This is a genomic window from Tetragenococcus halophilus subsp. halophilus DSM 20339 (assembly GCF_003841405.1).
GTDB lineage: Bacteria > Bacillota > Bacilli > Lactobacillales > Enterococcaceae > Tetragenococcus > Tetragenococcus halophilus.
The window spans coordinates 1,137,338-1,151,949 of sequence record NZ_PXYA01000001.1 but is presented as its reverse complement, the minus strand read 5'-3'; the positions used below and the strand labels follow the sequence as shown (position 1 = coordinate 1,151,949).

The 14,612-nt window shown below is 37.2% G+C and carries 10 protein-coding genes and 2 pseudogenes; 9 read left to right on the top strand and 3 right to left on the bottom strand.

The window, feature by feature from the left end; all coding sequences use genetic code 11:
* The first annotated feature begins 68 nt into the window (after positions 1 to 68).
* The 6 genes and pseudogenes from C7K42_RS05535 to C7K42_RS05510 form a co-directional block, all read left to right on the top strand.
* Positions 69 to 1,007, top strand: coding sequence for an ABC transporter ATP-binding protein (locus C7K42_RS05535; RefSeq protein ID WP_014123913.1), 939 nt, complete (start codon positions 69 to 71; stop codon positions 1,005 to 1,007).
* Entirely contained in the window at positions 994 to 1,896 is a 903-nt protein-coding gene (locus C7K42_RS05530) for an ABC transporter ATP-binding protein (protein ID WP_014123914.1), read from the top strand. The genes C7K42_RS05535 and C7K42_RS05530 overlap by 14 nt, the downstream gene beginning before the upstream one ends.
* Complete coding sequence (locus C7K42_RS05525) at positions 1,889 to 3,328, top strand: ABC transporter permease subunit (protein WP_159459079.1); 1,440 nt, start codon at positions 1,889 to 1,891, stop codon at positions 3,326 to 3,328. Before C7K42_RS05530 ends, C7K42_RS05525 begins: the two co-directional genes overlap by 8 nt.
* A gap of 218 nt (positions 3,329 to 3,546) precedes the next feature.
* Entirely contained in the window at positions 3,547 to 5,379 is a 1,833-nt protein-coding gene (locus C7K42_RS05520) for a heavy metal translocating P-type ATPase (RefSeq protein ID WP_124175401.1), read from the top strand.
* 491 nt (positions 5,380 to 5,870) lie between these two features.
* The gene (locus C7K42_RS05515; RefSeq protein ID WP_014123917.1) at positions 5,871 to 7,193 is read left to right on the top strand and encodes an IS1380 family transposase; all 1,323 of its coding nucleotides are present in this window, start codon (positions 5,871 to 5,873) and stop codon (positions 7,191 to 7,193) included.
* A gap of 334 nt (positions 7,194 to 7,527) precedes the next feature.
* Positions 7,528 to 7,905, top strand: a pseudogene (locus C7K42_RS05510) (Na+ dependent nucleoside transporter N-terminal domain-containing protein); the annotation flags it as partial.
* A 72-nt stretch (positions 7,906 to 7,977) separates the two neighbouring features.
* On the opposite strand, the gene C7K42_RS05505 reads toward C7K42_RS05510, so the two are convergent.
* The gene (locus C7K42_RS05505; protein ID WP_014125678.1) at positions 7,978 to 9,339 is read right to left on the bottom strand and encodes an IS4-like element ISTeha4 family transposase; all 1,362 of its coding nucleotides are present in this window, start codon (positions 9,337 to 9,339) and stop codon (positions 7,978 to 7,980) included.
* 135 nt (positions 9,340 to 9,474) lie between these two features.
* Between C7K42_RS05505 and C7K42_RS05500 the strand changes: the two are divergent.
* Positions 9,475 to 10,299: pseudogene (locus C7K42_RS05500) on the top strand (nucleoside transporter C-terminal domain-containing protein); the annotation flags it as partial.
* Between the two features lie 93 nt (positions 10,300 to 10,392).
* Here the strand turns inward: C7K42_RS05500 and C7K42_RS05495 are convergent.
* Together C7K42_RS05495 and C7K42_RS05490 are read right to left on the bottom strand one after the other, a co-directional pair.
* Entirely contained in the window at positions 10,393 to 10,647 is a 255-nt protein-coding gene (locus tag C7K42_RS05495; RefSeq protein WP_014123919.1) for a helix-turn-helix domain-containing protein, read from the bottom strand.
* A gap of 115 nt (positions 10,648 to 10,762) precedes the next feature.
* A complete protein-coding gene (locus C7K42_RS05490; RefSeq protein WP_014123920.1) occupies positions 10,763 to 10,993 on the bottom strand; it encodes a helix-turn-helix domain-containing protein in 231 nt (76 codons plus the stop codon).
* Positions 10,994 to 11,635: 642 nt separating this feature from the next.
* Here C7K42_RS05490 and C7K42_RS05485 point away from each other — a divergent pair.
* Both C7K42_RS05485 and C7K42_RS05480 read left to right on the top strand, forming a co-directional pair.
* A complete protein-coding gene (locus tag C7K42_RS05485) occupies positions 11,636 to 13,024 on the top strand; it encodes a GntP family permease (protein ID WP_103099899.1) in 1,389 nt (462 codons plus the stop codon).
* A gap of 15 nt (positions 13,025 to 13,039) precedes the next feature.
* On the top strand, positions 13,040 to 14,581 hold the full coding sequence (locus C7K42_RS05480; protein WP_014123923.1) for a UxaA family hydrolase: 1,542 nt from the start codon (positions 13,040 to 13,042) through the stop codon (positions 14,579 to 14,581).
* Positions 14,582 to 14,612: the final 31 nt, after the last annotated feature.

Sequence of the window (14,612 nt, the reverse complement as noted above, 5' to 3'; positions counted from 1 at the left end):
AATGAACATATGTAAATAAACGGTCATATGTCATTTAACATACTTTTGTAAATGAGGAGCGAAAAGATATGTCAGTGATTGAAGTCGAACAACTAACAAAAGATTACGGTTCTCATCGTGGTGTATTTGATGTATCTTTTGAGGTTGGAGAAGGCGAAGTTTTTGGCTTTTTAGGTCCAAATGGCGCTGGAAAAACCACAACGATTCGTCATTTAATGGGCTTTTCGAAGCCACAATCGGGAGCAATTAAAGTATCGAATAAAGATTCATGGAAAGACGCAGCGGCGATCAAACGGGAAGTCGGTTATTTGCCCGGGGAGTTAGCTTTTCCTAAAAATATGACAGGAAAGGCCTTTATCGATTTTATGGCAAGAGAACGTCAAATTTCAGATATGACCAAGACGGATCATTTAATCGATATGTTTGAATTAGATATTTCTCCTAAATTAGATACGATGAGTTTGGGAACTCGCCGGAAAGTGGCGATTGTGACAGCTTTTATGCATGATCCAGATATTTTGGTGTTGGATGAACCCACCAGTGGTTTGGATCCCGTCATGCAAGAACGCTTCATTGAATTTCTATTAGAAGAAAAAAGAGCTGGCAAATCGATTCTTTTATCGAGTCATATTTTCAGCGAAGTGGATGCAACCTGTGATCGGATTGCCATTATTAAAGAAGGCGAAGTGGTTTCGACGGTGGTTGCAGATGATATTCGGAAAAATGAAAATAAGACTTACAAAATCGAATTTGCTGATGAAAATGAATATCAACGTTTTGTTGACAATACCTCCTTAGATACGACAGTCAAACGACCAAGACAAAATCAGGTGAAAGTTGAAATCAAAGATGAAAATATCAAAGAACTATTTACCGATTTGAGTCAATATCAATTGAATTTTATTACCGAAGAGAAGTTCTCATTAGAAGATTACTTTATGAACTTCTATGATACCAACAAAAGTGTTTCATCTGGAGAAGAGGTGTTGAGCCATGGGATACATTGATTTAGAAAATTTAACCAAGGATTATGGACAAGACAGCGGCGTATTTGATATTTCTCTTTCAATTGAACAAGGAGAAACCTTTGGGCTGGTAGGTATTAACGGTGCCGGGAAGACGACTACTATTCGCCAATTGATGGGTTTTATCAAGCCTGATAGTGGACAAGCTTTTATTAATGGTATGGATACGCAAAAAAGTAGTGCTCAAATCAAACGTTTTGTCAGCTATGTTCCTGGAGAAATCAATTTTCCAGCAGACAAAACAGGTGAAACCTTCTTAAAACGGCAGATGGAAAAAGCCGGTCGCGGTAGTTGGCAACGCTGTAAACAAATCTGTGAAAGACTGCAGTTGGATTATACCGCAGGACTTAAAACGATGAGTAAAGGTATGAAACAAAAAACAGCCTTGGCTGCGGCGTTCTCTTTAGACTCTGATGTATTGATTTTAGATGAACCTTCCACAGGGTTAGACCCTTTAATGCGTGATGTCTTTATTGATTTGATCAAAGAAGAAAAAGAAATGGGGCATACGATATTCTTGTCGAGCCATATTTTTGAAGAAATCGAACAAACTTGTGATCGCGTGGCCATGATCAAAGATGGTCGTATTATTGATCAACTCGTCATGAAGGATCTCCTTCATAATAAAAACAAAACCTATAAATTAGAATTTAAAACGAAGGAAAGCTTCCAACAATTCCAAGCGTTGGGTTATGAGTTGTCAAATGTCAAAGAAGAGGATCTGCAGTTAAATGTCAACATCAATGATAAAGATATCAATGACTTGATGAATGACCTTCAATATTACGATGTTTTATTCTTTAAAGAAATCAAAACGAATTTTGAAGATTACTTTACCAATGTATTCAAGGAGGAAGTCGCCAATGTTTAGTAAACCAATTTTTAAACAAAGTGTACGCAGTAATGGGCCCTTATGGTTAGTCATCACTGCTGTTTTAAGTATACTTATTACTATTTTTATTGTGAGTTTTGATGCGGATGATATCGGTCAGATCGTCAGTGCAGCAGAAGATACGTCCTTTGGTGATCAAGTTTCTGATCTAGGTACCTTAATGGGAACGTTAGAAATGTTTTTTAAGATGGTCGCCATTTTACTTGGTTTAATCTATGGCGTATTTTGCGCCAATAATTTAGTGGTAAGTGAAATCGATAGTGGTTCGATGGCTTATACCTTATCCACACCGATCAAAAGAGGCACGGTCATTTTTACCAAAATGGTTTATATGATTGGTTCCATTATCTTGATGTTTGCTGTCACAGCAGGCGTTGGTATGGGCGTCACAGAAATTGTTCATAATAACCTTTCGGGCAATGCCATTACAGAAGATGTGGAAGAAGCTGCGGCCGCTCTTGATCGCGATCCTTCTTATGTGCGCGATAATCTTTATATGATTAAAGATGACGATTATGCGCTACAATCTGGAGCAGATGCGCGAGGTATGGATGAAACGGCCTATGGCAAATATCTAGATGAAGCGATGAAACGTGATAGTTTGGATAAAGCTTCTGATGAGATTACAGACAGTCGTAAAGATGAATACGATGATGACGACGATATGGATAAAGATGACATCGAAATTACCACAGACGAGTTAGCTGATGATCCAGGCATGATTTTAAACGATAGCGATGCCTTGCAAGAAGGTAGTAAACCTCTAGGTATGAACGTGAATGAATATCGTAATTATGTTAATGATTTAGTGGACGAAAATGAAAATGAAGAAGATGAAGATACAAACGGTCAAATGAACCCATCCGCTGTTTTATCCACAGCTAAAGAAGTCACTGAAAGTGAGCTAGACGTAAGTTCAGCTACGGTAGATGACAATATGAATCTGATGAAAAATGACAATGCGCTAGAAGCCACTTCTGAAGCTACCGATGTTCCAGAAGATCAATTGTCTGATATGATAGATGAATCCATGGTCTCTTCTGCGATTGATTCTGATGAAGGCACTGAATTTGACCTTGAAACCTTTGGCTGGTTGATTTTAGGCTCATGCTTATTGACATTAGCTATGGGAAGTATTTCTTTTTTTGCAAGCACGTTATTCAATCGGACCAATGCGGCAATGGCCGTAGGTGGTGGCTTGCCACTGGCATTTTACATTGTCAGCATAGTGATTGAACAAAATGATAATCTAGAAGATTTGAAGTATATTACGATAACTACTTTATACAATACAAGCGAAATCATTGCTGATGGTGATTTCTTAATTCAAATGGGTGTACTTGCCGTAATACCTGTTGTCTTGTATACAGTTAGCGGATTTATCTTTACCCGTAAAGATTTGCCGCTTTAATAAAAAATAACTTGGGATGAAAAATAGATTCTCTTATCCTCTTATCTAAGAAAATAACTTTTTAGATAAGGGGATTTTATTAATTATTTTTTAGAACTATTCTAATAGAAAAAAACATATAAGCTATTGCCAATGATTATCGTTCTCAATTACGGTTTTCTAGTATCAATTGGAAAAAATAAGTGCTAAGCTGGGATGGAAAGTTGGAGGGTGATGAAGTGAGTAATTTTAAAAAATTTGTCCTAACGATTTTTATTGGCATTATTGCTTTAATTATGGAATTTATGTTTAATCAACCGCAAGTTGCCTTTTGGATTATCGCTATTGCAGGAGGCGTCATGGCAATTTCTATGTTTATTGGCATGATTCAGACCTTAAAATCTGGGAAATACGGGGTAGATATCTTAGCGATTACGGCTATTGTCGCCACCTTGTTGGTTGGTGAGTATTGGGCAAGCTTAGTAGTATTGGTAATGCTTACAGGCGGAGACAGTTTAGAAGACTATGCCAGTCATCAAGCGGGTCGTGAATTGCGCACCCTTTTAGAAAATTCACCGCAAGTTGCCCATAAAATCGTGAATGAACAGTTACATGACATTGAAGTAGAGGAAGCCAGTGTCAATGACCTTCTTTTGATTAAGCCAGGCGAAATTGCTCCGGTAGACGGGACAGTAGAGACAGGAACAACGCTGGTGGATGAATCGTCTTTAACAGGAGAATCCCGACCCATTGAAAAATCGGCTGGTGATGAAATAATGTCGGGCTCCATTGTGAAGGATGCTTCAATCCGTATACGAGTAATCAAAAAAGCAAGTGATAGCCAATACCAAAAATTAGTCAAATTAGTGGAGGAATCGAAAGCCAAACCTGCTCATTTTGTACGGTTGGCGGATCGGTACGCAGTTCCTTTTACTTTAATTGCCTATATTATCGGAGGCTTTGCTTGGTTTATTTCTAAAGATCCCGTACGTTTTGCGGAAGTTTTGGTTGTAGCTTCGCCTTGTCCATTAATACTAGCTGCGCCGGTTGCTTTAGTGGCAGGTATGAGCCGTTCGAGTAGAAACGGTATTGTCGTTAAAACAGGAACAACGATTGAAAAATTAGCTAAAGCAAATACCATTGCCTTTGATAAAACGGGAACTTTAACTAAAGGAAAGCTTTCTGTCGATGAAATTCAATCTGAGAATAAGCAACTTTCTGCAAAAGAGTTACTAACTTTAGCAGCAAGCGTCGAACAAGAATCGACTCATATTTTAGCACGATCGTTAGTTGCGCAAGCAAAAGAAGAGAGCCTTCAACTGCGAGCTGTGAAAAACCTACAAGAGGTGACTGGAAAGGGCGTAGAAGCTTTTGTTGCTGGAAAAAAAGTTCGCGTTGGCAATGCTTCATTTGCTGGAAATGGTTTTGTAGGGCAAACGAACAAAACGGTTGTTTATCTTACAGTAGATGAACAGTATGTTGGTTATATTACTTTTAAAGACGTACTTCGTTTAGAAGTCAGAGAAACCATCAATCAATTAAATCAGCTAGGGGTCGAAAAAACCGTAATGTTGACAGGTGATGATGCAGAAATTGCTTATCAAATTGCGGAAAAAGTAAATATTTCTGATGTTCATGCTCAATGTTTGCCTGAAGAAAAAATTCAAGTCCTAAAAGATCTAGAAGAAAAGCAACGTCCACTTATTATGGTAGGCGATGGTGTCAATGATGCGCCGGCTTTGGCTACGGCAGATATTGGCATTGCCATGGGCGCGCATGGGTCGACTGCGGCCAGTGAAAGTGCGGATGCGGTTATTTTAAAAGATGACTTAACACGAGTATCAGAAGCCATTCGTTTGTCAAAAGATACCATGAAAGTAGCCCAGCAATCTGTTTTGATTGGAATATTTATTTGTGTAGCTTTGATGTTGGTTGCAAGTACTGGTCTTATACCGGCATTGTTAGGGGCAGCTCTACAAGAAGTGGTGGACACGGTGTCGATTTTGAGCGCTCTGCGGGCAAGAAGGGAAAAAAGCCATACAAGAATGCATATGAAGCCCAGAATAAGTTAACAATTGAGAAAAAGTAGTATAAGAAAGGGTAAAAAGCATGAATAATATCGTACCTGTCTGAGGAGGTTAATGTTTATCGTATCTTATCCACAAAACAAGATTATATTAAAATCTTGAAACTGGAAAAACTTTAGAATGGAAAAAATGTCTATCAAGGCTTTGGTAGGCGTTTTTTTATGGCTAAAAATTTAGCTTTTTTCGCTCATTTGATAAAATACGTACTGATTAAATTCGTGTGATAACGTTGATAAAGCGTTTGTATAAACATTTACTGCGTTGTTTCCTTCTGGAAAACTTCCTTGTTATAGGAAAGAAAATTTTACGAAAAACACTTTATCCTGAATGATTTATAAATTTTTCCCAGGATCATTCAATCCTTGGCATGTGCTTTTTTCTAAAGGTTGAGTTGCTTCACCTTCTGGGTGTACAAAAAGAACGCACTTCGTGTTATTGTAAAGTCAACGAAACATAACAATAAGGAGTGCGTTCTTATGTCTTTCACTTTACAACAAAATTCTCTTACATTCAATAAGCAAAAAGCCATCTTGATCGCCAATGACGGTGGCACCTTAACCAATGACGCGGGGCTCGTCTTACTTTCGGAGTTTCTAAATCAAATTCGTTTTGATTCCCTGTTAGCGCAATACGTTCATATTCCAGAGTATCGTGCCTTCGCCCAACATGAATGGCTGGATGTCGTAAAACAATGGCTATATCAATTGATCGCTGGTTATTCTCGAGACCGAGACGCCAACACCTTACAATATGATCGCCTTTTTAAGGAAGCATTGAAACAAGAACGCCTTAGTTCGCAATTTATGATGTCTACTTTGCTTCATACCTTGACAGAAGAAAATGTTAATCAACTATTACAAGTGGCGAAAAAACTTGGCGATTTAGGCATGGACCAGCAAAACAGCCAACAACTCGTGCTTGATCTGGATTCCACCTGTTGTCCCACTTACGGAAAGCAAGAAGCAGGGGAATATATTTACCACTATGGCCTCAATGGGTATCATTCATTTGTGGCATTTGAAGGTTTAACCGGATTGGCATTAGATGTTCGCCATCGTCATGGCAAATCTTATACCTCCACCCACGCCGAAGATTATCTCGTAGAAATGTTGGCGCATTACCAACAACGTTCGAGTGATCCCACAATGCTTGTACGCGGGGATAGTGGCTTTGCCAAACCGGAAATTTATAAACAATGTGAGTGTCGAGGCGCCCATTATGTGATTAAATTGAAAAATAACGTACGGTTGATTCATTATGCGCAACATCTTGTCCAATATACCAACGGTACGGACTACACAAAGTCCGAACATCAATATTTTAAGATGGCTTATCAAGCAGATTCTTGGGACCGATCTCGAACAGTAGCCATCAAGGCTACTCGAAAAGCCGAAACTTTACTTTTTTCCGAATTTCAATTTGTGGTGACCGATTTCGCTCATCTTTCGCCCCAAACCATTTTTCAGCTCTATCAAAAACGAGGGAATATGGAAAACTTCATTAAAGAAATGAAGACCGGATTTTTCGCTGATAAAACGGACAGTCCTTCCTTTTTAGCGAATAAGGTTCGCTTAGCCCTAAGTTTTATCGCCTATAATATCATCCACTTGATGAAACAGCTGACTTTTCCGCAAGAGAAAAAGACGACGGTGATTGACACGATCCGTTTTCAACTATTTCATATTGCTGGAAAAGTCACAGAACACGCGCGTCAAGTGCAAATTCACTTATCAAGTACGAATGTTTACAACACGCTTTTTTGGGAAGTCCTTACACGAATTCAGCGATTGAATCTCTAGTTTACTTTTCCCCTTTTCCTCTTGATAAAAAAGGCTTGGCTTTCATTCTCTAGGAAGAATTTTATCTTTTTTTAGCGTCGTTCGATCATCCCTTTCTATTCTTTATTCAAAAGCGGCGATAAAAAGGGAAAATAACATAAAAGTCACCTCGTTGAACAGTCGAATGCGTTATCCACAAATTTTTATAAATCATTCAGGTTTATAATTGCAAAAAACACTGGTAGGATTTATACGATGAACAAAAAAGGGATGTTAATGGTGTTAATAACAAAGTTATACATTTGTAACTGTTAGATCCCTTTTAAATTTTATGGAATGGAAGAGGCGCTTAGGAATGCAATTCGTGTTTTTATTGACCGGTTTAGCTTTTGTTTTTGTGGTGGGCTGGCTAGCAAGTAGTAATCGGAAACAGATTAAGTTTAAAAAGATGGGCATGATGTTTGTCTTGCAACTCATTATTTCTTTCCTCTGTTTGAATACGTCAGGTGGCGTCCATGTAATGGAAAGCATTTCTGTCTTTTTCGGTTGGCTAATGGAACAAGCCGCAGGTGGTGTTGACTTTGTTTTCGGCGGATTGATGGTTCAAAAAGGAGCATCTGTCTTCTTCCTGGACGTTTTAATGCCCATCGTTTTTATTTCGGCATTAGTGGGGATTTTAAATTATCTTAAAATTTTGCCCTTTATCATCAAATGGACAGGGTATTTATTAAATAACTAAAACTTGAAACCTATTTTTCGATACGTATCCCTTGGTATACTAAGCATCTTATGCACAAAATTAACTTCAACCTGCTTGCTTGAGCTGTTTTTGTATAGAGGAAGGTAGTTTTTCAAGGAACTGTTCGATAATGTTATTTAATACGGCTTCATCCAAAACATATTCATCCGCAAAAGCTTCTTGGAATAAAACGAGTAATTGCAGAATGGCTTCCGATACAGAAAGCTCAGAAAGCTCATCAATGAGAAGATAAAATAACTCGCCAAGCGTTCGGTCGTCTTTACTTTCACGTTCTTGCACCGCTAGGATCATATAACCGATAGCTACCAGTGTCGTATGCGCAAAGATCCCGTCATAAGAAATCCCTTGGTACTTGGCTAATTTTAAGTATTGTTTGCACATCTTGAAGTAGACTTCCACCGACCAGCGTCTAGCATAGAGCTGAATGATCTCGTCTTCGGTCAGATCGATATCGGTCGAAGCTAAGACCAAATAGTCGTTTCGTTTATTGCGATTGCGAATATATACCAACTTAATGGGAAGGATTTTCCCTTCTACGACAGCTTCTACTTGGACACTCAAAAGATAGCGAGAACGACCGCGGCGCTTTTTATTTCGTTTGAAGATTTCTTTGACATCCATCTTTTGGCCTTGATAACGGTAGTAGATCTTTTGACTACGTTTGACCATCGCTACGCAGTGGCATTTCAGGTCACGGATCTGTTGGAACATTTTGGGACTGGAAAACCAAGTATCGAATAAGACATAATCCGCATGGATCCCTTGGTTCAAAGCCGATCGAAGCAGTTCCAGTGTCACTTCTGTGCCTTTACGAAGCGCTTGAGCTTTACGTTTCCCCCTATTCGTGCGTTGGTCCCCGATATCAAGATCAGATTGGAGCTTTCTTTTCCCGGAGAGCAAGGAAAAAGCGACGGGGACAAAGCTGTTGCCATCACTCCAGCCTAATTGTAAATAACGAAATCCTTTGAAATATTTTTTCTTGGCATGGTCGTATTGTAAAGCGGCACATTCCACTTTTTTCGCATTCGAGCGGGTATACATGGAGTCATCCACGATAAATGTGGTTTTTCGGGCATCATCCGTCAATGGACGTAGGAAAGTAATGACGGATTTAGCCACTAAGATCAGTAATTTTTGCCAATGAATGTGCGGATCATTCAAAACGTTGCGAAATGTTTTATCTGAAAATGATAGCTGTTCCTTTTGCTTTTGGTAAAACCGATAGGTAGAACCGTTGGTAAAGATCGAAGCTAATAGGAACGAAAAAATAACAGAAACGGAGAAACCCTTCCTGTGCACGGCATTCGATTTTTTAAGAGCAGAAGCTACATGGAACTGATGAAAAAAATCAGACACAGAGGTAGAAATTTTTTCTGAGTTTGGCGTTGTTTGTGTTATAATTGACATGGCATGAACACTCCTTGGTTAGTGGTTTTTCGTTGATTCTATTATACCAGGATTTGAGTGGTTCATGCTATTTTTGTATAAAAAAACGTTTATTTATCAAGGGATGAACTGTATTTTTGAACTTTCAAGTTTTAGTTAAATAAGATAGCCGGGATGGGAGAGCTCGAAAGTTACTTTGCAGTATCTACTGCTATATTAGGGCAACCTGAAGTATTTCTCACCATTAAAGACAAAATTCCAAAATTAGATGAGAAGCGTCTCTATACGATTTGTGCTTCTGCAATGAGTGCGGTGTCGGCGACTGTTTTAGCTTCTTATATGCAATTAGTACCAGCTAAATTTGTGGTGACAGCAGTATTTTTAAATATTTTATCTGCACTGATCGTCTCTTGTATCATCAATCCTTATGATGTGGCCCCTGAAGAAGAGCTTTCCATGAACACGAATGAGTCGCTAAATGTTAGTAAAGAACCGTTTTTTCAAGTCCTTGGCAATTATATCCAAGATGGGTTTAAATTAGCAACCACAGTTGCAGCGATGCTCATTGGTTTTGTCGCTCTAGTTACCTTTTTAAATAGTACTTTTGTAGCGATTTTTAATGTCGAATTTACGACTGTCTTAGGTTACATATTTTCACCGATCGCTTTTTTGATGGGCGTTCCTTCAGAAGACATCACACAAATTGGTAGTTTAATGGCAACAAAAATTTTAACCAATGAATTTGTTGCTTTAGGTGAACTCAACCAAGTAGCTGAAGCATTAAGCCCAAAAGGCAATGCAATTATTTCTTCTTATTTAATTTCGTTTGCCAATTTTAGTGTGGTAGGTATTATTACTGGTTCCATTAAGTCTATCAGTGAAAAACAAGGAGGATTTGTAGCCAAATTTTCTATGAAGCTTTTACTAGGTGCTACCTTAGTTTCTATTTTAACGGGAACAATTGTAGGTGTATATTTTTAATAAGGCTGAAATAAGAAAAGCAGAAGAAGTTGACAAAGCGAAGTTCAACTTTTTCTGCTTTTTTTATGGGTAATAATGCTATTCTTTCAACGCTTAATTCGTTTCCTCTTTATAAGAATCATCGTTTTCAATAGAGATGATTTCGTTCATATCATTAAGGTCTAAAGCTTCGGCTATTCTTTGCATATGACCAAGGTCAATACGCTTCCGGTCGTTTCTGGCTAAATGGCTTAGTGAAGAAATTTGAATGTCCGTGTCTATCCCCATATCCCTTAAAGAGTCATAATTTTCTTTGGCAAGTTTATCAATATGTAAAACGATCTTCTTAGGTTGGTATCCAGCTTTCATGGCAGTCTTCCTCTCGTGATTTATTTAACTACCAAAAGCATAGTATAGCCGTAGTAAAGAAGTGTTATACGTATCTATATCAAAGGATGAAAAATATAAAAAACGCATAGAAATTCTATGCGTCTTCTTCATCATCTTCAATGGAAATAATTTCGTTCATATCATTTATATCTAAGGCTTCCGCAATACGTTTAAGATGACCTAGGTCTATTCGTTGTTTTTTTCCACTAGCAAGCGGGCTTAACGCAGATATTTGGACATCTGCTTGCCTTCCTAGTTCCCGTAAGCTTATATTTTCTTGTTCAATGAGTTCATTAATATGTATCACTATTTTTTTTACTTTCATCAAATAAGCTCCTTCACTAGTTGCATTTAAAAAAATTATAGTATATAATAACTTCAGAAGTGATATAGATTCCTATATCAAAGTGCTTTTCATTTAATTGTTAACTTTTTTATTGAAAAAGTTTTTTACATCATGTGTTAATTACAGAAAGAATTAATGAGGAAACAATAGTTTTAGTCAAAAAGGTATAAGTTTTGAAGGAGAGAGGAGAATGTACCAATAAAAACATGGTCGCTAAGATTTATGTAGGGAATAAAAGGTAGTAGTTAATGTAGAAAAAAATAGGTTTATTTTTTTGCCTAAAAATAATCACTATTTATAAGTAATTATTTAATTAATCTATTTGAAAATAGGATACGGGGGGTAACTAGACAGAAGGCTTAACCCAATTTCTCCTAACTTTGTTTAGGAGAAATTGGGTTTTTGTTTGTCCACGTTTTAGTAAAAGTGATTCATCATAGATTTTTTCAAAATTTATATTTAATTTCAATTTTATGAAAGCGCTAAATTTAATATCACTAAAATATTCACATGATACTAATGCTTGGTTGTTAGCAGGTAACAAATTTCGATTGTCATGATCAGTAGTGAGCAATTTTTTGAGAAAAATGAAAAATTAAAAAAAAGGAGTGGTAGAAATCGATGGGAGCAACGGTTAGTAGCACGCAACTATTAGTTGGTTTATTAATTGGTATAGCAACTTTAATATTTCTGGCAATGAAAACACGTATTCACACGTTTGTAGCGTTATTAATTGCCTCTATAATTACAGGACTAATTGGAGGTCTGCCTTTTGAAAGCGTAATGGAATCCATAACTGAGGGGTTCGGAAGTACTCTTGGAAGTACTGGTATTATTATTGGACTAGGCGTCATGATGGGAGCAGTTTTAGAAAAATCCGGCGCAGCTGAGAGGATGGCCTTTTCAATCATTAAATTGATCGGACAAGGAAAAGAAGAATGGGCCTTAAGTTTTGCAGGGTATATAGTGGCTATTCCAGTTTTTTCTGACTCAGGATTAGTTATTTTAACTCCGCTAGCTAAATCTCTTTCTAGAACTACTGGGAAAAGCGTTGTTGGGCTTGGTTTGGCCTTTGCTACTGGTCTTCAATTAACGCATGTATTTATTCCACCTACCCCGGGTCCCTTAACTGTAGCAGGAATATTAAATATTGATCTTGGAATTATGATTATGACGGGTATAGCACTAACAATACCAACAATTATCGCTTCTACGATCTATTGTATTTGGGTAGGTAAAAAAATTTATCAAGTGCCTAACGAGGATGGAACAGGCTATATACGTAAAGATTATAAAGAAGAATATATTAAATCTATTGATAATATTAAACAGATGATGGAAGAAAAAAACTTACCTAATACGATGATGTCTTTTGCACCAATAATAGTTCCGATTATTTTTATTCTTTCTGATACTGTAATGAACTTTTTAAATATACAAGGAACTTTAACTACAATAACCGGATTTATTGGGAATCCGATTATTGCTTTGATTGTAGGTTTAATTCTTTCTATATATGGTCTTGCGAGAAGGTTTACAAAAGATGAATTGATGAGTGCTATGGAAGATGGAATAAAAACAACGGGAATGATCATGCTTGTTACAGGAGCAGGCGGAGCTTTAGGATATGTAGTTCAAGATGCTGGAATTGGAAATGCACTAGGAGAAGCTATTATTTCATTAAATATTCCAGGGATCTTAATTCCGTTTATTATTGCTGCAGTAATGCGGATTTCTTTAGGAAGTGCGACAGTGGCTTTAGTAACTGCAGCCACTTTAACAGCACCATTAGTCTCTCAGTTAGGGTTAGATTCTACTCTTGTAGGAATGTCTACTTGTGCTGGGGCAGTATCTTTTAGTTATTTTAATGATAGCGGATTTTGGGTATTTAACGGTTTATATGGTTTGAAAAACATAAAAGACCAGTTTATGTGTAAGACTGTAGTTTCATTTGTAGGAGCAGGGACTGCATTGGTAGTAGTGCTAGTTGCTAACGCTTTTGTAGGTTAAGAAAGGATATTTGCGATGAGTAGAAAACAAAATGCTATAAAAGTTGATGAAAGGGACAACGTTTGTACAGTTGTTACCTCAACAGGACTCAGTCCAGGGGGTGTTCTTTTAAATGGAGTGAAAGTATTAGAAGAAATACCATATGGACATAAAGTAGCATTGAGTAGCATAAAAAAAGATGAGCCAATTATCCGTTATGGTGAAACGATAGGTTACGCTAACGCAACTATTAGTGAAGGGGGGTGGATTAATGAAGATAAGATGCATGTCTTAGAACCAGTAGACATTGCAAACTATTCAATTAAATCTGATGAGCCTGATAAAGAATATCGGTTTAGAGGAAAGGCTGTCAAAAAAAGGTATTTTATGGGGTATCTTAATAAAGATGGCACAGCAGGCACTAGAAATATTTTAGCTATTAATACAACTGTTCAATGTACTGAGGGAGTAGTAAATAAAGCAGTTGAAAAAATAAAACAAGAAATCTTACCTAAGTATCCTAATGTAGACGATGTGATAGCAATTAACCATATTTATGGTTGTGGTATAGCTATTGATGGGGAAAACGCTGATATACCAAAAAGGACTATCAGAAACATAGCTGAAAACCCAAATTTTGGAGAAGAGAGATTGGTTGTTTCACTTGGATGTGAAAAGCTTATCCCACAAGGAGCTTTCAATACGAGTCATCTAAACGAAAATGACTATTTAATTACTTTACAAGATTATAAGGGTTTTTACAAAATGATGGATGCTATTTGTAAAAAAGCTGAGGTGTTGATAAAGCGCTTAAACAAACGTAAGAGAGTGCTATGCGATTTAAGCCATTTGGTTATAGGTTTGCAATGTGGTGGAAGTGACGCGCTTTCTGGAGTGACAGCCAACCCTGCTATAGGATACGCAGCAGATTTATTAGTACAACATAAGGCTAAGGTAATGTTTTCGGAAGTGACGGAGGTACGTGATGCTGTTCACTCACTATTTAAGAGGATAAGAAATAAAGAACTAAGAGAAAAATTGATAGCCGAAATGCTATGGTATGATAATTATCTTAAAAAATCAAAGGTAGACCGTTCTGCAAATACAACTCCTGGAAATAAAAAAGGAGGACTTTCGACTATTATTGAAAAGTCAATGGGTTCGGTGGCTAAGTCGGGAACTTCTGAAATTGTAGATGTACTTTCTCCAGGAGAAAGAATTAAAAAATCTGGATTATCGTTTGCAGCTACTCCGGCTAGTGATTTTGTTTGTGGATCAGAGCAATTAGCTTCCGGTATGACGCTTCAAGTCTTTTCTACTGGAAGAGGAACTCCTTACAATTTACGACAAGCACCAGTAATTAAAGTAGCATCAAATAACGGTTTATATAACAAGTGGGAAGATTTGCTAGATGTAAATGCTGGAACAATTGCAGCAGGTGAAAAAACAATTAAAGAAGTTGGCGAAGAAATATTTGAAACAATTATTGAAGTAGCTAGTGGGAAAAAAGAAGTGAAATCTGAAAAGCATGGATTATATAATCAATTAGCGATTTTTAATCCCGCCCCTGTTACTTAAATAATTATAATTTTCAAGTAGATAAATAAAA